Source organism: Phycisphaerales bacterium (genome assembly GCA_020852515.1).
Lineage (GTDB): Bacteria > Planctomycetota > Phycisphaerae > Phycisphaerales > UBA5793 > UBA5793.
In genome coordinates this window covers 305,898-325,650 of sequence record JADZAS010000013.1, presented here as the reverse complement: position 1 = coordinate 325,650, position 19,753 = coordinate 305,898, and the positions used below count along the sequence as shown (strand labels likewise).

The 19,753-nt window shown below is 65.3% G+C and carries 11 protein-coding genes and 2 tRNA genes; 8 read left to right on the top strand and 5 right to left on the bottom strand.

Annotated features, from left to right (window positions below; genetic code table 11):
- Window positions 1-32 precede the first annotated feature (32 nt).
- The 3 genes from IT430_07520 to IT430_07510 form a co-directional block, all read right to left on the bottom strand.
- Entirely contained in the window at window positions 33-1,412 is a 1,380-nt protein-coding gene (locus tag IT430_07520; protein MCC6907771.1) for a DUF3466 family protein, read from the bottom strand.
- Window positions 1,413-1,605: 193 nt separating this feature from the next.
- A complete protein-coding gene (locus IT430_07515) occupies window positions 1,606-2,973 on the bottom strand; it encodes a hypothetical protein (protein MCC6907770.1) in 1,368 nt (455 codons plus the stop codon).
- 450 nt (window positions 2,974-3,423) lie between these two features.
- A tRNA-Ile gene (locus tag IT430_07510) sits at window positions 3,424-3,497 on the bottom strand.
- Window positions 3,498-3,584: 87 nt separating this feature from the next.
- Between IT430_07510 and IT430_07505 the strand changes: the two genes are divergently transcribed.
- Window positions 3,585-4,625 carry a site-specific DNA-methyltransferase gene (locus IT430_07505; protein MCC6907769.1) on the top strand — a complete coding sequence of 347 codons (1,041 nt, stop codon included), beginning with the start codon at window positions 3,585-3,587 and terminating at the stop codon, window positions 4,623-4,625.
- Here IT430_07505 and IT430_07500 read toward each other — a convergent pair.
- Window positions 4,613-5,614: a hypothetical protein gene (locus tag IT430_07500; protein ID MCC6907768.1), complete on the bottom strand. Its 1,002-nt coding sequence runs from the start codon at window positions 5,612-5,614 to the stop codon at window positions 4,613-4,615. The two genes, IT430_07505 and IT430_07500, sit on opposite strands and share 13 nt — an antisense overlap.
- Before the next feature lie 133 nt (window positions 5,615-5,747).
- Between IT430_07500 and IT430_07495 the strand changes: the two genes are divergently transcribed.
- The 5 genes from IT430_07495 to IT430_07475 all read left to right on the top strand — a co-directional run bounded on the left by IT430_07495 (window position 5,748) and on the right by IT430_07475 (window position 12,255).
- Window positions 5,748-5,821, top strand: a tRNA-Cys gene (locus IT430_07495).
- A 210-nt stretch (window positions 5,822-6,031) separates the two neighbouring features.
- Window positions 6,032-8,242, top strand: a complete 2,211-nt coding sequence (locus IT430_07490; GenBank protein MCC6907767.1) for a 2-oxoacid:acceptor oxidoreductase family protein — start codon at window positions 6,032-6,034, stop codon at window positions 8,240-8,242.
- A gap of 30 nt (window positions 8,243-8,272) precedes the next feature.
- Window positions 8,273-9,448, top strand: a complete 1,176-nt coding sequence (locus IT430_07485) for a hypothetical protein (protein ID MCC6907766.1) — start codon at window positions 8,273-8,275, stop codon at window positions 9,446-9,448.
- Window positions 9,445-10,353 (top strand): hypothetical protein, encoded by a 909-nt coding sequence (locus tag IT430_07480; GenBank protein MCC6907765.1) that lies wholly within the window; start codon window positions 9,445-9,447, stop codon window positions 10,351-10,353. Before IT430_07485 ends, IT430_07480 begins: the two co-directional genes overlap by 4 nt.
- Before the next feature lie 60 nt (window positions 10,354-10,413).
- The gene (locus IT430_07475; GenBank protein ID MCC6907764.1) at window positions 10,414-12,255 is read left to right on the top strand and encodes an ABC transporter permease subunit; all 1,842 of its coding nucleotides are present in this window, start codon (window positions 10,414-10,416) and stop codon (window positions 12,253-12,255) included.
- Window positions 12,256-12,510: 255 nt separating this feature from the next.
- Here IT430_07475 and IT430_07470 read toward each other — a convergent pair whose 3' ends face one another.
- Window positions 12,511-13,470, bottom strand: a complete 960-nt coding sequence (locus IT430_07470; protein ID MCC6907763.1) for a calcium/sodium antiporter — start codon at window positions 13,468-13,470, stop codon at window positions 12,511-12,513.
- A 112-nt stretch (window positions 13,471-13,582) separates the two neighbouring features.
- Here IT430_07470 and IT430_07465 point away from each other — a divergent pair, with 112 nt between their 5' ends.
- Window positions 13,583-15,343, top strand: coding sequence for a proline--tRNA ligase (locus IT430_07465; GenBank protein MCC6907762.1), 1,761 nt, complete (start codon window positions 13,583-13,585; stop codon window positions 15,341-15,343).
- 268 nt (window positions 15,344-15,611) lie between these two features.
- A complete protein-coding gene (locus IT430_07460) occupies window positions 15,612-19,733 on the top strand; it encodes a hypothetical protein (protein ID MCC6907761.1) in 4,122 nt (1,373 codons plus the stop codon).
- The last annotated feature ends 20 nt before the right edge of the window (window positions 19,734-19,753 follow it).

Here is a 19,753-nt window from a genome sequence, read left to right as displayed (position 1 = left end):
TAATGCCAAGTGCCTAATCCCTGGCCTCGCTCCTACTCGAACTGATGCGCCACGAGTTGGCTGATCTGGCAGTTGTCGGCATCGACGGCTTGGATGAGCACCTCGCCGAGGTTTGAGGCGTTGCCGGGGATGAAGCGCGTCAGCGTGGCGATGCCGTTTGCGTTGGCGGTGGCCGTGCCGGCGCGGATGGGGTTCTCGAGTTGGAGGGTGACACCATCGGTGTGGTTGCAGCCGGGCACGAGGGTACCGCCGCCGGTGGTGCTGTAGAAGAAGTGGACGCGGGCGCCGGGCGTGCAACCGGTGGCGCGGATGCCGTTGAGTGTTCCGGCGGTGCCGGGCTGGGGACCTTGGAGTGTCAGCGTCGGATGGACGGGGGTGATGAGGACTGCGTGATAGAGGTAGTCGCTCCCGCCAACACGGTCGCCGTAGGCGATGATCTCGCCGTGGTCGTTGATGTCGAGCGATACCAGCAACTGCCTCCAAGTGTGATGCGCCGGAAGGAGCGAGCGAAGATCGACCATCGGACCGGGATCTTCGTAGAAGAAACTCTGTAACTGCTCGAGTGTAAAGTCCACGTCGATGTAGCCGACTACCTGGCCTGACGCGTTGATGGCGTAGGCGCCAGTATACCGGCCGAGAGATGGATTGTTGATATTCCGGATGATGCGATTTTCCCAGAGGACGGCATTCCGAAGACTGCTTGAGTTACTCGCCTCGCCCGCTATGACTCCCACATCGTTGATGTCGTATGCAATGCTCTGGGAACCATCAGGCAACGTGCCGAGGTTGATCATCTCGCCGTTCTCCCAGAGGAAAGCACGGGAGCTGAAGGGAAGAATGCCTGATGCACCGACGATTTGGCCGACTTCGTTGATCGCGTTCGCTCCGCCGCTAGGGCGACCAAGATCGCCGAGGTCGATCATCCGGCCCTTCTCCCAAAGAAAGGAATGACTCCCTTCCACTGGCAAGTCAGCGCCGCCCACCACCTGACCTGACGCGCTGATCCCGTAGGCGCCAGAGTCCTCTCCCCCAAGCGTGCCGAGGTCTACAGGCGTTCCATCAGCCAGCCACTTCACAGCGTGCCGAGCTCCCAAGGCAGTGTAGCTGTAACCAGCGATCTCATCGAGGTCGTTGATGTCGTTGGCTCTTGCATCGAGCCCGGGCACGAGCGGTTCCAGGTACTCCACAACTCCATTGCGCCAGACGAAGACGCGAATCTCATTGCTCTGGGCGTCCCATGTCGTTCCAGCAATCACGCCGTTGTTGTTGATTGCGCGCGGAATCGTGGCAGATCGGCCGCCGAAGTCTCCCACGTCCACAATCGCGTAGCTCGCGGCCCCTTGGCCGCGCGCTACGCCGCAGTGTGCGAATGCTCCGAGAATGCCGGAGATGAACAGAGCACGTCGTCTCATTGACACATGATGCATCATGTGCAAGTCCTTTCTGATCAAGCGGCAAATCACGGCCGCGGCGCGCAGTTACAGTCTGTCGTCGGCGCGTTCGGGCGCGGCACGAACGAGCCGATCATGGACGCGCCGGGCAGGAAAACGGGACTGGTACGATTGTTTGGCATGTGCTTGTCTGCGGTGTCACTCGGGCTCGCTCCTACTGGAACTCATGCACCACCAACTGGCTGATGGCGCATTCGTTCTGGACGACGGCCTGGAAGAGGATGGTCTGGCCGCGGGCGATGAGGGGGACGGGGCGCGTGATCGATGCGACGCCATCCTGGTCCGCAATGGTGCTGCCGATGACGGTCGGGTTGTCGAGCTGCAGCGCGTTCTGCTGCAGGTCGCAGCCGGGGATGCGCGTGCCACCACCGTGGCGGGAGTAGCAGAAGTAGACGCGCGCGCCAGGGGGGGCGCCAGTTACTCGCAGCCGGTTCACGGTGCCAGCGCTACCGGGAACGGGGTCCTGGAGTGACATCATCGGGTTGACAGGCGTGAGGAGGAGTGCCCAGGTGTCGCCGTCATACTCCGCAGTTACCGGAATTTGACCAGCGTCGTTGATGTGGCTTGCTCGCTGCATCGTCCAGTCCAGACTGAGCCGAGGCGGAACGAGATCATCGAGCAGCATCATCTGTTCCCCGGTATTCAGAATGAACGCACGCAACCCGCCATACGCATCTCCGACGATCTGTCCAGAATTGTTGATCCCGCGTGCAATACTGATTGTGCCGATGGAGGATGTATGAATATCGACAATGTGGCCATTGACCCACTTGACAGCGTGACCGATGCCTTCGGATACGTGCGAGTGTCCGACGATCACGCCCTTCTCGTTAATGCCATATGCCTCAGTTGCGCCATCTCCCCCGAGTGTTGGTAATCCAACAACCTGACCGTTAGACCATAGAAGCCCAATCCACTGACCTTGGAGGTCCAAACCGTACCCGACAACCTCGTTGTCGGCGTTGATGTCAAAGGCAACCCGGCTACCAAATTCGGGGTTGATTCCGGGAAGCTCCTCCATTTCGCCATCGACCCATTCAAATGCCTTGCGCCTGCCACTCGTCAGTTCATAAGCCGCCTCGCCGACAACCAGTCCGTTGTCATTAAGAGCGAACGCATAGCTGTCTTCCCCTCCGAGCGTACCGAGGTCTGACATCTGGCCCTGGCGCCACAGGAATGCACGTGTGTCAAAAATGCTTCCATTCGGGTCTGCAACCGCCCAGCCGCAGATTTCGCGGGCTTCGTTAATCCCAATCGCACCGCTATACTGTCCTCCGAGCGTTCCGAGATCAACTACTCCACCTTCTGCCGGCCAGAGTGCCGCATGGATGCGAAAGTCCGCCGTGGACGTGAAACCGACGGTGTCACCGTGGGAATTCACGTCCACTGCTCCCGCCCATTGATACGTCTCCGTGAGCCGCGGCAACTCAATGACCGCATAGCGGTAGTCCTGCGCCATGACGGTTGCGGAAATGAGAAGCGCCGTCAGCGCGGGAAGAGCGATGAGATTGGTGCGCGACATGTGTCACCTCGTATGCTTCTGGAGGAACTGGCGGAGAAGGCTTTCGCCTGCACCGCCAAGCTTGGTGCATCACGGACAATCAGGGGAACTGTCTCCGCACCTCATCGATCGCCCCTTGGGTCGCATCCGCCGCGCTTCCGCTTCTGCCAGACGCCGGGTTCTCTTCCAGCCTACCACAACTGCACGGCATTGGCATGGACAAACCCGCAATCACGGCAAAAAGCCGGAAAACGACCGCGTCTCTTCCGCGTTCACGCCGGATCTATCTGGACGGGGCTGCCGCGTGGCCGTGCCATGAGTGCGAGCGGCCACTTCAGGCACATCGGCGGGCGCTGGGCCCTTCAGGTCAGCGCGGCGGGCCACCCTCAAAAACGCCAACGCCGCCGGAGTCTCTCGGCGGCGGATCGGCTGGGGCACGTTGGCCGGCTGGGGTGGCAGCCGGGCGTTCAATGGGCCTGGGAGGATTCGAACCTCCGACCTCACCGTTATCAGCGGTGCGCTCTGACCAACTGAGCTACAAGCCCGCTCGTCGCGGGCGGCCGCGGCGGGAAGGCAAGTATCGGCGCGTCACGCCGTGCCGTCAAGACGGCTGGATCGCTTATGATTGGCCCATGCCGCGCCCGCGAACGGCCCAGGATGCGTCGAAACCGGCTCTGCGAGCCGTGGAGGTCGCTGCGCCCGGCGCCGCGGCGGCCGGCGCGCAACTCGTCTGGCCCGGCAAGTTTGACGAGGCCGGCCGGAGAAGGCGGCCGCAGCCGCGAGAAGGTCGCCTCGAAGTGGTCCGGACGATCGGCCCGGCGGGGGGCAACCGGCTCGTGCACGGCGACTTTCGCGCAGCGCTGGCGAGCGTGCCGGCGGGGTCGGTGGATTTCATCTACGTCGATCCGCCGTTCAGAACCGATCGCGATCACTACCTCCGCGCTGGGCGCAATGGGGGCGGGGCCGAGCGGCAGACGGCGTACGCCGACCGGTGGGACGAAGCGGCGCACCTCAACTTCCTCGATGATCTCGTGGCCCTGTGCCGGCCGGCGCTGCGCGAGACGGGCTCGATGGCGGTGCACGTCGATCACCGCGCTTCGGCCCACGCTCGCTGCCTGCTCGACGAGCACTTCGGCGCGGAGCGGTTCATCAACGAACTCATCTGGAAGTACGGCCTGGGCAACGCCACGGCTTCGCGCCACTTTTTGCGCAAGCACGATGCGATTCTCGTTTACGGCCGGACGAGCAGGCACTACTTCAAGAAGCAGCGCGGCGAAGTGACCGAGGCCCAACGCCGCAAGTACTGCCATGAGGATGAGCTCGGCCGGTACATGATGAGTTACGGCAAGCGCTACGACTTCAAGGGCGGCAAGCCGCTGGAATCGGTCCTCGACATTCCCGCGCTGGCGGCGACGGATGCGCAGCGCTGCGGCTATCCGACGCAAAAGCCGCTGCGGCTGCTGGAGGTGCTCATCGAGTCGCTGTGCCCGCCGGGCGGCACAGTGATGGACCCGTGCTGCGGCAGCGGAACGACGGCGGTGGCGGCGCAGCGTTCGGGGCGGAACTGGATCGCGATCGACGAATCAGATGCGGCGATTGAGTTGGCGACGAGGCGGGTTGAGGGCGAGGTGCGGTGTGGGTTTGTGGTGCAGCAGATTCTTCAAGCCACATGAAGCAACTTCGAACGTCGGCGCACCAAGGCGAAGAGACTGAGCAGATAGATTGCGAACCACACCAGGCCGGCTGAAGCGTAAATGTACCCGACTTTGGTGATGCCGTAGCGACGACTGAACATCGGAGCGAAGCCGCTTCGACTCCAGCCACCCCCAGAGAACTTGAAGACCGGCTCCCCGTCGAGGGCAACATGGTCCCATCGGTCATTGGCTGATTGCCGATCTTCGGAGTTCCAATCTGGTCCCTTGGCAACAAGCTCTGAAACAAATTGAACAAATCCTCGAGAGTCGGTCGCCAGTTGTTCATCGCTGATGCCCGGGGCGGCGACGCGGATGATGTTGGCGAACTGATCAGGTGTGATCAACCTTTCACGGCGGACAATGACATTCCCCGTGCTGTCGATCAGATCGATCTCTTCGGTGCTGTGATCAAGCCGCATCTCGCCCGCGTTATACGATCGGAAAGTGATAGTGGACACTCCGGCCAACGGTCCATCGGGGCTACCTAAGTAGTCGCTGTAGATCTCGACCAGATAGTTCGTCTTGTCACGATTTGGCCGCCCAGTGTATTGATCGCGGACGTCGTACGGGTAGAGGCTGCCGTGACACGAGTTGCGTGTGATCTCCGGCACGCCAAGCCAGTCGGCAACTGAAGTCCCGGGGCCCGCAGTTTCGAAACCAACCAGGCCAACCGTCAAGAACAGAACGGACCATGCGAAGATTAAGCCGGGAAGCGATCCTCTGGATTGCAGGTAGCTGCGCCGACTGTGCAGGCCAACTGACACAAGTCTGCCGCCACATTCAGGACAGATCCCGGAGGTGACATCAATAATCTCATGGCGGCATTGGCCGCATCGTGCCGCGCCACGATCGAATTTTGGCGTGCAAACGGCTCGGAGCACTGCTCCAAGCGACAGCACGATCAGCGCAGCCACTATGGCCCAGAACGATGCTTGCGGCAAGAGGAACAGAACGATCTCCTTGGGCACGGGGGCTGATGCATGGTATTCCCGAATGCGCGCCGGCCCCGGCGAACGTCCGCTTCGCATCCGAGTGGACGTCCGGCGCCTCAAGCTCCAGCGTTGTCATTTCCGGGCTCGTCGTCTACCCTTGGTCTCGACCGGCCGGATACCCAAGCGGTCCAAGGGGACGGATTGCAAATCCGTTATTCGCGGGTTCGAATCCCGCTCCGGCCTTTGCGGGCGCTGCCGCGTCCTCTCTCACCTGGAATGGCGGTGCGCTTTCGGGAATCTCGCCCCGTATGCCTCGCGCGCCCAATCCTCGATAATCACACGGATCAGGGACTGATCGCCCGGATCGGCGGGCCGCGTTATCGGGGGAAGGCTCATCGGCCGCTGTGATCCTGGGGTCATGTCGCTGACATGATGCAGCCCGGGAGGTTGCCGATGATCGAGATCCGGATTCATGGCCGCGGCGGTCAGGGCGGCGTTACGCTGGCCAAGATCATCGCCACCAGCCGATTCCTGCACGGGTACTCGGTGCAGGCGTTTGGCCTCTACGCAGCCGAGCGCTCGGGCGCGCCGCTGCAGGCCTTCTGCCGCTACGACCGGCAGCCGATCACCAATCGCAACCTCATCTACGAGCCGGATCACGTCATCGTGCTCGACGCCACGCTGGTGGGGCCGGCGATCACCAGCGGGCTCAAGCCCGACGGCTGGATTCTCATCAACGACCCGCGCCTGCCCTACGAGTTCGCGGAGCGCTTTCCGGGCTACCGCGTAGCAACGGTGGATGCGACCGCCATCGCGCGCGAGAACGAACTTGGAACGCGCAGCGTGCCGATCGTCAACACGGCGCTGGCGGGCGCGGTGGCGCGGATTCTTGATTTCGAACTCGACAGCGTGCACGAAGCGCTCGAGCATCTCGGGTTCCGCGGGAGCAACTTCAGCGCTGCCGAGCAGGCGCATCAGCGCGTGGTGTTCGTCGATGACATCGATCGTGAGGGCGCACGGGCGACGCATCCTGCGACGCCGACGGCGCGCGTGCAAGGCATCGTTGGCGGAGGAGGCGCGGAGCGGCCGGCGATCCGCACCGGGCAGTGGGCGACGCAGCAGCCGCACCGGCGGCAGTGGACGCCGCCGTGCAACCACGTGTGCCCGGCGGGCAACGACGTGCAGGGATTCCTGCAGGCGCTGGCGCGCAAGCAGACGGACCTGGCGCTGGAGACGCTGCTGCGCACGACGCCGTTTCCTTCGGTGTGCGGGCGCGTGTGCCCGGCGCCGTGCATGGAGTCGTGCAATCGCCACGCGCTGGATGAAGGCGTGAACGTGCGCGACCTGGAGCGCTATGCGGGCGATCAGGGGCAGGTGCGGCTCGAGGCGCAGCCGCGCCTGCCGCGGCGCATCGGCGTCATCGGCTCGGGGCCGGCGGGGTTGACCGCGGCGTATCACCTCGCGCTGCTCGGGTATGCCGTGACGCTCATCGAGGCGGGTGACGACCTTGGCGGCCTGCTGCGCACGGGCATTCCGCCGTACCGCCTGCCGCGCGACGTGCTCGATCGCGAGATCGATCGCATTGTGAGCCTCGGCATCGAGACGCGGCTGAACACGCGCATCGAGCGGCGCGATCTGTACCGGCTCACTCTGGAATTCGATGCGGTGCTCGTGGCGACGGGCCTGCAGGAACTGCGCAGCCTCGATCTCGGCGCAGGCGGCAACGGCGACTCCGTCATGCAGGGCATCGACTTCCTCGATCGCGCTGTGCGGAACCAGATTCGCGTCGATGATGAAGCGGTGGTGATCGTGGGCGGCGGCAACACGGCGTTCGATGCGGCGCGCTCGGCGCTGCGACTCGGTGCTGCAAGCGCCCGCATCGTGTATCGCCGCACACGGCAGGAGATGCCCGCGATCAAGGAAGAGATCGATGAAGCAATCGAAGAGGGGGTCCAGTGCGACTACCTCACGCTGCCAGTTCGAATTGAGCCGGCGCGCGGCGGCCCGCGTCGCAGACTCATCTGCCGCCGCATGAAGCTGGGCGAGCCGGACGAATCAGGCCGGCGGCGTCCGGTGGAAGTGACCGGTTCCGACTTTGCGATCGAGTGCGACCGGGTGCTGCTGGCGCTGGGCCAGTCGCCTGAACTGTCGATCTTTCCCGAAGGCACGGTGGTGCACGACGGCGAAGACGTGATGGGTCTGCTCGAGACGCCCGTCTACGCCATCGGCGATCTTGCCGGCAACGACGGCACGGTCGCGGCGGCGATCGGCAGCGGGCGGCGCGCGGCGATGGCCATTCACTACGTGTTCACCGGGCAGGAGCAGCCGGGGCTGACTTCTGAGGCGCAGGAAGTGATCCACGCCAACGGGTTGAGGCTGCACCTGTTTGAATCGCAGCCGGCGCATCACGGCATGTCGCGCCCGGCGGAGGAGCGCCGGCTCGACTTCGGCGAGGTGCGCGCGACGGCGGCTGATCCAAGTGAGGCCGAGCGGTGCCTGAGTTGCGGCGTGTGCAACGAGTGCGATCGCTGCGTGACGTATTGCCCCGAGGGCGTGCTCAAGCGCGTGGGGCACGAGTTCATCTTCGATTACGACTACTGCAAGGGGTGCGGCGTGTGCGCTGCCGAGTGCCCGCGTGGCGTGGTGGTGATGTCGCGCCTGTAAGGGCCGCAGCGAGGTGAAAGGAAGGCCGTCATGGCCATCGAAGTGGTGACGGGCAATCACGCGGCGGGCTACGCGCTGAGCGTCGCCGCCGAGGCGAACCGGGTCGGACGCGGTGCAGCGTGCGGCATCTATCCGATCACGCCGCAGACGGAAATCGTCGAATTCGTCGCCCGGTTTCCCTTTACGAAAGGGCGCGTCATCGCCGTCGAGAGCGAGCACAGCGCCATGGGTGTGTCGATCGGCGCTGCGATGGCCGGGGCCCGGGCGTTTACGGCGAGTTCGTCCAACGGGCTGGCGTACATGACCGAGAACATCATGGTCGCCGGCTACTACCGCCTGCCGATCGTTCTCGCGGCGGTCAATCGCACGCTCGGCCCGCCGTGGAACATCTGGGCCGACCAGGGCGACACGCTCTACCTGCGCGACTTTCCGGTGATCCAGTTGTACTGCGAGACGAACCAGGAGGTGCTCGACTCGACGCTGCTGGCGTTCCGGCTGGCGGAAGATCCGCGCATCCTGCTGCCGGTGATGGTCATCATGGATGCGTTTATCCTCTCGCACACGCAGATGGAGACGGACCTTCCCGAGCAGGACCTGGTGGATCGGTTCCTGCCACCGCTGGAGCTGCCGCATCAGTTGAACTTCGAGCGGCCGACGACGGTGGGCGGGCTCACCTGGCCGCGCGAGACGCTCTCGCAGCGGCTCGAGATCGACGAAGCGATGGAGCGCGTGGGGGCGGTGTACGAGGAGCATCGCGCCGCTTTTGAGAAGATCTTCGGCCGCGATCCGGGCGGCGCGATCAGCGCTTTCGAGACTGAGGATGCCGAGGCGGTGCTCATCGCTTCTGGCACGATTGCTTCGACCGCACGCGAAGTCGTGCGGACTCGGCGGGCGCGCGGCGAGAAGATCGGCATGGTGAAGATGAAGATGTTCCGTCCGCTGCCCGTCGACGCGCTGCTCGACGCGATGCCCCGGGCCACCAAGATTGGCGTGCTCGACCGCGACTATGCCGCGGGGGTGGGCGGGGTGTGGTGGCACGACCTTCGTGCGGCGATGCAGGGCCGGCGCGATGACGTCATGGTGCAGGATTATCTCACCGGCGTGTGCGGCGGCGACGTGACGCCCGCGATGCTCGATGAAGTCATTGACGACCTGCTCGGTCGGCGCAGCGCCGGCAAGCCGGTCTGGAAAGGGATCGACCGATGAATGTCACCCTCGAGACGCAGGATCCGATCACCTGCTGTGACGAGTGCCTGGTGCGGCCCGGCAACACGAACTGCGGCGGCTGCGGCATGAGCGTGGGTCTGGTCATGCTCGATCGTGCGCTCAAGAGCGCCGGGCAAAGGTGTCAACTCGTCATCCCTGCGTGCTGTGGGATTGTGACGGCGGGCGGCTATCCGACCACGGGCTACAGCGTGCCTGTGCTCGCTTCGACGTTCGCGGCGAGTCCGGCGTTTGCCTCGGGCGTGGCGGCGGTGCGCGACCTCAATGATGAGCCGCACCAGGTCATCTGCTGGGCGGGCGACGGCGGCACGTACGACATCGGCATGGCGGCGCTCAGCGCGGCGGCGGAGCGCAACGAAAACATCATCTACATCTGTTATGACAATGAGATCTATGGCAACACGGGCGGACAGCGCAGCTCGGCCACTCCGCCCGGGGCGCGCACGACGACGACCCCCGTCGGGAAACTGGAGCGCAAGAAGGACATCATGGCGATCATGGCGGCGCACCGGATTCCGTATGCCGCGACACTGTCGATCGCGCATCCGGAGGACTTCGCGCGCAAACTCGACACGGCCCTGCACCTGGAAGGGTTCCGCTTTCTGCTCATTCACTCGCCGTGTCCGACGGGGTGGAAGTCCGAGCCGGCCGAGTCGGTCGAACTGGTGCGCCTGGCGGTGGGCAGCGGGCTGTTTCCGGTATACGAAGTGTTTGACGGGTGGAGGTATCGCATCACCATCAAGCCCAACGGCGCCGATCCGATGGAGTATTACCGGCGGCAGAACCGCTTCCCCGCGGCCGCGATGGACGCCGACGCCGTGCGGGCGGAGGTCGCCGGGGCGACGGCCCGGCTGGCGCGGCTGGCGGAGGTTTTTGCGGCGGGGTGATAGTGTGAGTCGGCGCCGGATTCGCCGCCAGAGGCGGGCAGGCACGCAGCGCGGCTACACTTGACCGCCATGCCGGCCGTGCTCAACTGGTTACTGCGCCTCATCATCACCAACCCCATCGCCGTGCGCCTGGTTTCCAACGGCTCCAAGCGCACGCGGCACCTGCTCATCCGCTCGGGCTACCTCGCGGCAATCACCATCACGCTGCTGGCAGCGCTGCTGGGCCAGCAGGGGGTGGACCTGCGCGAGATGGCGTCGGCGGGGGCCAAGGCCTTCCAGTTCGTGGCGTATCTGCAGCTGGGCATGATTTGCCTGCTGGCTCCGGTGTTCATGGCCGGGGCGATTGCGCAGGAGGCCAACCCGCGCACGTGGGACATTCTGCTCACCACGCCGCTCAACTCGCTGCAGATCGTGCTGGGCAACCTGTTCGGCCGGCTGTTCTTCATCCTGGCAATGCTCGTGAGCAGCCTGCCGCTGTTCGCCGTGACGCAGTACTTCGGCGGCGTGCCGGGGCGGTCGATCTTTCTGTCGTATGCCATCGGCGCCGCGGCGGCGATCCTCGTCGGCGCGATCGCCATTGCGCTGAGCGTGAGCCGGCAGGCGGGCCGCCGGGCGGTGTTTCTTTTCTACATCACGGTAGTGATCTATATCGCGGTCACGTGGTCGCTGGACTTTTCGTTCCGCGGCTCTGCGGGCGAGACGACGTGGGTCACGCCGCTCAATCCGTTCCTCGCCCAGCGCGTGCTGCTCGACAGCGAGAACTATCACCCCTATGCCGCGGCGGACCTGATCGGCCGGGGCTGGCTCTACCGCGCGTGGTTCGGCTCGCCGGTGGCGATGTACTGCTGGCTGTGCGGCTTGCTGAGCCTGGCGCTCATCGGCTGGTCCACGATTTTTCTCCGCGTCATCGGCGCGCGGCAGGGCGGCTCGTCGATCTTCAAGCGACTCCAGCGCTTCGGCGCCCGCCGCGCCCGCATCGCCGGCACGCGCGACGTCTGGCAGAACCCCATCGCCTGGCGCGAGGCGTCGGGCAAGCGCAACACGATGGGCGCCATCATCGCGCGCTATGGCTTCATCGGGCTGGGTCTGATCATCGCGATCGGCGCCATCTGCCTGTACCACTTCGGGCAAATGAGCCTCGTCGCCCTGCGCCAGGCGGCGCTGACGATCATCTCGACCGAGGTGGCCATCATCACGCTCACGGCGATCAACGTGTCGGCCACGGCGATCAGCCGCGAGCGCGAAGACGGCACGCTGGACATCCTGCTGACCACGCCCATCACGCCGGCGTACTACGTGAGCGGCAAGTTGCGCGGCATCGTAAGTTTCATGATTCCCATGATGGCCGTGCCCATCGCGACGCTGCTCATCTTTGCGCTCTACGTGCTCGTGGGCGGCGTGGGTGCGGTCGGCGGCGTGACGGTGAGCGTGACGGCCAACACCATGTCGCGCTCGGTGCCGTTCATCCTGCCCGAGGGCGCGCTGCTGCTGCCCTTCACGCTCGTGCCGTTCATTGCCTTCTGCGTGATGGTCGGGCTGAGCTGGAGTCTCAAGAGCCGCGGCACGATCGGCTCGGTCATCGCGGCTGTCGGCGTGATCGTGGCCGTGGTGGGCATGCTCAGCCTGTGCACCTATCAGGCGGGCAAGGGCGTGAGCGTGATCGGGCCGGTGTTCTCATCGCTCTCGCCGGCGTCGGCCATTTTGAGCATCGTCTATCCCGAAGTGGGCATGACCGATGCGCTCGCCGATGACATTTCCAGCGCCCGCATCGCGCTGGTGGTGGGCTCGGCGATCGCGACGGTGGCGTACGCGGCGGTGGTGTACGCGATCCACCGCGCCATGCTCGGGCCCAACGGCCGGACGTTCGACATGACCGTCCGCCGCCTCGCCGGCACGAACTGAATAAACGGGACAGGTACATTTATCTCGGAGATGCATTCTCACGCAGAGGCGCAGAGATCGCGGAGAGATCGGTTTGCCACGAAAAGGCACAGAAGACACAAGAGGGAAGCAACGTCGTCAAAGCAGCCGCGCGGAGGCACGCAGCCGGTGATAGAAAGGACTCTCATCTGCGATCACTTTTGAGTCTTCTGTGCTTTTTCGCGGCAACACTTTTCCTCTGCGATCTCCGCGCCTCCGCGTGAGATGCTTTGAAACTCAAGCGCTCGCCGAGCTGGGCCACATGAGCCAGAGGTAGACGCCATAGCCCAGCAGCAGCAACGCCCCCTCGGCGCGCTTGATCGCCAGGCCCGTCCAGGCGAGCGGCAGCAGCGCGACGGCGAACACGAGCATCGCGCCGAGGTCGAGGCGCGAGAGATCGGGCGCCTGCATCGGCGCGATGAGCCCGGCGATACCCAGAATCCCGAGAATGTTGAAGATGTTCGAGCCGACGATGTTGCCGATCGCGATGTCGGGCTGCTTGCGCACGGCGGCGACGGTGGAGGTGGCCAGTTCAGGCAGGCTCGTGCCCGCCGCGACGATGGTCAGGCCGATGACGGTTTCGCTGATGTCCAGAGCGCGGGCGATCTCAACGGCGCCGGTGACCAGCGCCCGCGAGCCGAGCACCAGAGCGGTGAGGCCGCCGACGAACAGGGCGAGATCGAGCAGCAGATGGCGATGAACGGGCGGGTTGCCTTGTGCGAATTCGGCTTCGACCTCGGCTGGCGGCTGTCTGGCCGCGGCGCGGAAGGAGAAGACGGTGTAGGCGATCATCCCGACGACGAAAACAGCCGCGTCGATGCGCGAGATCTCGGCGTCAAGCAGCAGCGCCGCGAGCAGCACTGACAGGCCGATCATGAGCGGGATGTCGAGGCGGATGAGTTGCACGTGCACGCGCATCGGGTAGACGACGGCGGCGAGGCCGACGATGGCGGCGATGTTGAAGATGTTCGAGCCGACGACGTTGCCCAGCGCGATGCCGCCCTGGCCGTTGAGCGACGCAAAGGTGGAGACGACCAGTTCGGGGGCGCTGGTGCCCCAGGCGACGACCGTCAGGCCGATGACCAGCGCCGGCACGCCGAGGCGCGCGGCGATCGACGCGGCGGCGCGAACGAACGCCTCGGCCCCGCCAAAGGTGAGCAGAAGACCCAGACCGATCCAACCCCACGCGGCAAGCATGCGTTGCTCCTTGAGCCGCCCCGTGCGGCCGGCGGAATGGTAGTGTGCCTGGCAGTTGGGCCATGTCCCCGAAGCACCCGCCTGCGACAGCCGCCGCCTACCATCGTGGCCTATGAAGTGGTCGCAAACGCTTATTCCAACGTCGCGGCAGGTGCCGGCGGATGCCGTGGTCCCGTCGCACCAGTTGATGCTCCGCGCCGGGCTGATCCGCCAGGTCGGCGCCGGGCTCTACGACTACCTGCCGCTGGGCCTGCGCGTCCTGCAGCGGGTCATGAACATCGTCCGCGAGGAGATGAACGGCGCGGGCGCGAGCGAATTGCTCATGCCCGCGCTCATCCCCATGGAGTTCTACGCCGACACGAAGCGCGATGTGGATTACGGCGACAACCTGTTCAAACTGACCGACCGCCACGGCCGGGCCAGCGCGCTGGGGCCGACGCACGAGGAAGTCATCACCGAACTCATGATGGCGTACGTCACGTCGTATCGCCAGTTGCCGCTCAACCTCTACCAGATCCAGACGAAGTATCGCGACGAGTTTCGGCCGCGCTTCGGCGTGCTGCGCTGCCGCGAGTTTCTCATGAAGGATGCGTACTCGTTCCACGTCGAGGTGGAGGGGCCCGGCGGGCTCAACGAGACCTACGACAAGATGTACCAGGCGTACTGCAACATCTTTGACCGCTGCGGGCTGGACTACTCGATCGTCGAGGCCGAAAGCGGGCCGATCGGCGGCAGCGCGAGCCACGAGTTCATGTGCAATTCGCCGGTGGGCGAAGACACGATCCTCAAGAGCGACAAGGGCAACTACGCCGCAAACGTAGAGAAATGCGGCATCGGTGAGCGGCCGCACGATCTCAGCGCGGCGCCGACGGGTGAACTGGCCAGGGTGCACACGCCGAACCTGCCGGGCATCGAGGGCGTGTCCGATTTTCTGAAGGTCAAGCCGCAGCGCATGCTCAAGACGATCGTCTGGCCGTGGTCGGCCGGCGAGCGGAGCGGCTGGGTGCTCGCGGTGGTGTGCGGCCATCACGATGTGAACGAAGGCAAGGTGCGCGATGCGCTGCGCGAGCAGATCGACCGGTCGCTCACGCTGCAGAGCGAAGGAAGCGAAGGCGCTGCGCGCGCGGCGGGTTTTGCGATCGGCTACGTCTCGCCGGCGGCCGCGGCGGGGCGCGCGGAGTGTTGGGTCATTGTCGATGCCGATGCGGCCCAGGGCGGCTTCTGGGCGACGGGCGCCGACGAGATGGACCACCACGTCAAGCACTTCAACTGGAAGCGCGAAGTGCTCGACAAGGGCGTGCAGGTGCACGTCGCCGACATCCGCAACGCGATGGAGGGCGACCCGTCGCCGCTCAACGACGGTGGCGTACTCAAGGCCAGCAAGGGCATCGAAGTCGGGCACGTATTCAAACTCGGCACGAAGTATTCTGACGCCATGGGCTTTGCCGTGTCGGATGAGAAGCAGCAGAAGCGCTCCGTCATCATGGGCTGCTACGGCATCGGCATCGGGCGCATCGTCGCCTCGGCCATCGAGATGAACAACGATGAGAACGGCATCCGCTGGCCGGCGTCGATTGCGCCGTTTGACGTCGTCATCACTCCGATCAAGTACGAGGGCGAAGCGCGCGATGTGACCGACCGCCTCGAGCGCGACCTGACCGAGGCGGGGCTCGATGTGCTCGTGGATGACCGCGACGAGCGCCCGGGGCCGAAGTTCAAGGACGCGGACCTCATCGGCATTCCGACGCGCCTGACGATCGGCGACAAGGCGTTGGCGCAGGGCTGCGTGGAGATGGTCCGGCGCGATGGCTCGCTCGGCCGGGGCGAACTCGTGAAGATCGAAGAGGTCGTGGTGCGCTGCACGGCGCCGTAATGCGATAGTCGTGGCTCACCGCATCGTGCGTGACGAGGCCGAAGGCCGAGACGAGCCGTGCCGGTGAGGAAGCAGCGCTCGCCGATCACCGGCCTTCGCCGCACGGTCGTCCAGAGGCATACCTGCCTGTGCTGGCAAAGACGACGCCGCGCCCCGGCGATTCTCATGTTGCCGCGCTGAGGGCTAGGATTAGCCGATCTTAAGGCACGGGTGAGCGATGATGGTCAGCAGCGCAGAGACACAGGTGCGGCGAAAGCCGCGGCGATGGATGAAATGGCTGGCGATCGCCTTTGCGGCAGTCGTCGTGCTCATTCTTGCGGCGCTGTGGCAGTTGCCCTGGCTGCTGGGCACTTCGGCGGGTCGATCGTTCGTCGCATCGAAGATTTCTTCGCCGGCGGCGCAGATCTCGATCGACGCGCTCGATCTGACGTGGAGCGGGAATCAGTCCATCAGCGGTCTGCAGGTGCGCGATGCGCAGGGGCGCGAGATTGCCGACGTGTCGGCTTCGTTCAAGGGCTCGCTGTGGTCCTGGGCGCAGGGGTCGCGCGATTTTGGCACGGTGGCGCTATCGGGCGATGTGACGGTCTACGAGTCGCCGGCGAAGCGCGATTCGCCGCCCGGGCCAAAACCGGGGCGCGACTCGAAGCCGGCGCCAACCGGCAAGGCTGAAGACCTCAGCGACATCATCATCCCCGAAGGGGTAAAGGCGGCGGTCGAACTCGACCAGGTGAACGTCAAATACGTGCCGCTGCCGGGTTCGGCACAGCCGGCCATGGCGGTGCGCGATGTGCAGGGCCGCTTCGCCATCGACGGCCGCTCGCCGATGACGGTCAACCTGGCCGGCGCGACCGAAGTGGGCGCATCGGAGGGTTCGTTCCACATCGATGCGTCGCTGAGCGATTTTGCCGCGGCGGATGGATCGCTGCAGGTGGACCAGGCGCGCATCAACGTCGATCTCAGGGGCGAAAATCTTCCCGTGCCGATCATCGAACAGATGCTCGGCGAGCGCGGGCGGCTCAGCGCAGCCATCGGCGAATCGGCCAGCGTGAGTGTCATCGCCAGCGGCGGAATGAACGGCGGAGAGGCGACGCTGAAGTTCGATGCGCCGCGCGCCAAGGCCGAACTGGTCGCTACCGTGGACGCCCAGCGGCGGCTGAACGTCACCACCGGAACCGCTCAACTGCGCGCCGAGCAGCAAACTCTTGAGGCGCTCGTCGGCATCGACGCGCTGTCGGGCCTCACGCTCTCGCAGCGAGCCACGGCGAACCTGCACATTCAGACGCTGACCGTGCAGTTGCCCACGGGCGAGGCGCCGCTCGACCTTTCGACGGCGAGGGTCGATGCGACGCTGGCGATCGACGCGGCGTCGTTTGAAACCGGGCGCGAAGACGTGAAGGCTGCAGAGGTGCGCAACCTAGCCGTGCGCGTGACCAGCGTTGACCCCACGCAGCGCGTCAATCTGAAGGGAAGCGCTGAGGTTAATTCGCATCTGGCCGCGTCCAATGATCCGGTGATGGCCCCGTTGGATGTTGATGTGGGTCTGCTCCACGCGTTCCAGCCGAGCGGCCAGTGGTCGGCTGAAACGCTGGGTGTTGAAGGGCGCGTGCAAACCGGCGGTGTGCCGACCTCGCTGATCGATTCGCTCGCCGGCGCGGATGGGTGGATTGTCGATGCACTGGGCCCGATGGTTGGCGGCCTTGAAGTCGCTGCGCGGCAGGATCGTCTTCGCAAGGATTCGACCGACTTGAATTTCATCGCCACGTCCACGCCGGGGCTCGGTGACGCACACGCGCTGCTTCGACTCGAAGGCGGGAAGGTCACGACGCAGGCCGTCGGCGGTTCCGTAACAGTCGCGCCGATCCTGGTCTCGCTGACCGTCCGGCCAGCCCTACGCGACCGCCTCGCTGCATTGCTGGCCGAGTCGGCGCCGGAAGTTGAGTTGATCGAAGGCGGGCGCGTGCAGGTTCGGCTCGACTCGCTTGAACTCGCGCTGCCCACGGAGTCGAATCCGGATTCATGGAAAGCCGCGGCGCTGCGCGGTTCGGTGGTGCTCGATGGCGCTCGCGGCATCTACGCGCCGCCGGCGGCGGAGGGCGAAGCGCAGGCGCCCAAGCAGTATGACATTGACCATCTCGCGATCGACTTCCGCACCGAATCCATGAGTAAGTCGATTGCAGCCGACATCAAGACATCGCTCAGGCAGAACGGGTCGGCGTTGAATCTCAACGCCAAGGGCGAAGTGACCAACGCACTCGATACAGCGGCGCGGACGATCGCATTCGAGACCGTTGATGTGCCCGTGGCGCTCGACATCATCACCGCCTGGGCGGGTGAGCGGCAGGACGTGGTCACCGAGACGCTCGGCGGGCCGGTGCGCGTGTCGGTCAACGGGCTGGTGCACGCGGCGGGCTTGTCAGCCAACGCGTCCGTGCGCGGCGAGCGCACGAATGCCGAGTTGACTTATGCCGTGCAGAACGAGCAGCCGCTGTTTGAATTGCGCGGCACGCAGCGCGCCACGCCGGCGCTGGTGGCGGCGCTGCTGGGGCCCGAGCCCGTCGCGGCCCTGGCTGAGCCGGCCGACCTGACCTTTGCGCTGAGCACGCCCGGCGCGGCGCCCGCCGGCGCCGAGTTCAACACCTGGCCGCTCAAACTCGACGCCTCCTCGCCGCGCGCGGTGCTGACCGGCATTGCAAAGGTGCCCGGCACGATCACGGCCGTCGATGCGAAACTCAACGGCGACTGGGCCGCGGGGCTCGACGGCGTGGGCCGCTATGCATTGACCGGGCAGGTGAGTGACGGCCAGAGCCCGATCGCCGGCGTGACATCCGAGCTGCGCTACACCATCGGCGGCGACTGGACGCGGTCGCGCGGCCGCGTCACGGTGAGCGATATCAACGTCACCGGCCTCGAACGCACGCTGGCGCTCGACACCGGACTGCTCACGTCGTGGCTGGGCCGGCGGGGAAACCTGGAACTGGGCTCGGTCGTCAACGAACAGGGTGAGTTGACCGATGACGTGCGCGTGTCGGCACAGTTCGACCAGGCGTCCGCGAGCATTGCCGGTCGCATCACGGAAGATCGGCTCGTCGTCAATACGCCCGGCACGGTGACGGCGCATCTCAATCGCGCGCGGCTCACATCGCTGCTCAATGAATGGGCCGGCGGCGCCGGCGAGTCGCCCGTGACGTGGACGGCGCTGGAGGATTCAGACTTCAGCGCGACGGTGCGCAGCGTCTCGCTGCCGCTGGCGGCGTTGAGCGGCGGCGTCTACGACCCGAGCCAGCTGGCCATCGACGCCGACGTGCGCGTGCCGCGCCTCGCGCTGCGGCAGGGCGAGACGGACCTGTCGCTGTCGGATACGCTGCTGACCATCGGCGGCACGAACCTGGCCGAGGGCATTATCGCACAGTTGCGCAGCGCTACGCAGATGGGCAGCGCGCCCGCCCGGGGAATCGAACTGACCAGTTCGGTGCGAGCGGCCTCTTCGACGGCGGAGGATCGGCGCTACGGCCTGCGCGGCGAAATGAAGAGCGCGCCCGTGGCCATCATCGACGCCCTGGCGCGGATGAACGGCAAACTCGTGGCAGCCCTTGGCCCGGCGATGGACCTTCGCCTCGACCTGGCCGATGCACACGCCGGCGGCGGCACGCTGGCCGCGTCGTTCACCACGCCCAACGGCACACTCGCGATTCCCAAGGCGGATCTCCGCGACAACACGCTGGTCATCGAGGCGGCCAATCCCGTATCGGCGTCGCTCGAAGTGACGCCGGAAATGTCTTCGACGCTGCTGACCAACGTCAACCCGCTGCTCTACGACGTGCGCAAGAAGGCAGGGCCGATCGCATTCAATGCACCGCGGCTCGTGCTGCCGCTCGACGGCGACGTGTCGAAGCTCGACGGGCAGTTCACGCTCGATCTCGGGCAGTTGTACGTGCCGACCAAGGGGATTCTCGGCGAGTTCCTCGGGCAGTTGAAACCCAAGACCGACCAGAGCGAACCCGACCGCGTCGAGACGACGATCCCGCCGATCACGGGGCGGATCACCAAGGGCGTGCTGGAGTACGACCAATTCATCATGCAGTCGCAGGCGTTCGAGATCACGACCAGCGGCAAGGTGGACCTGGTGAATCGCAAACTCGATCTGCTCGCGTCGGTGCCGCTCATCGGCTGGAAGAGCGTGTTTGCGGATATGACCAAGATCGCGCCGGCGTTCCTGACGGACATTCCGCTCAACGTGCCGTTCTATCTCGTGGTGCGCGGCCCGATCGACAAGCCGGAGATCAAGCCCGATCCCAAGGGCGCCAAGCGCGTGGCGGACGAGTTCTTCAAGAACATCGGCGGCAACCTGATCGACAACGTCATCGACGACCTCTTCAAGCCGAAGAAGTGAACCGCAAGCTTCGATCAGAT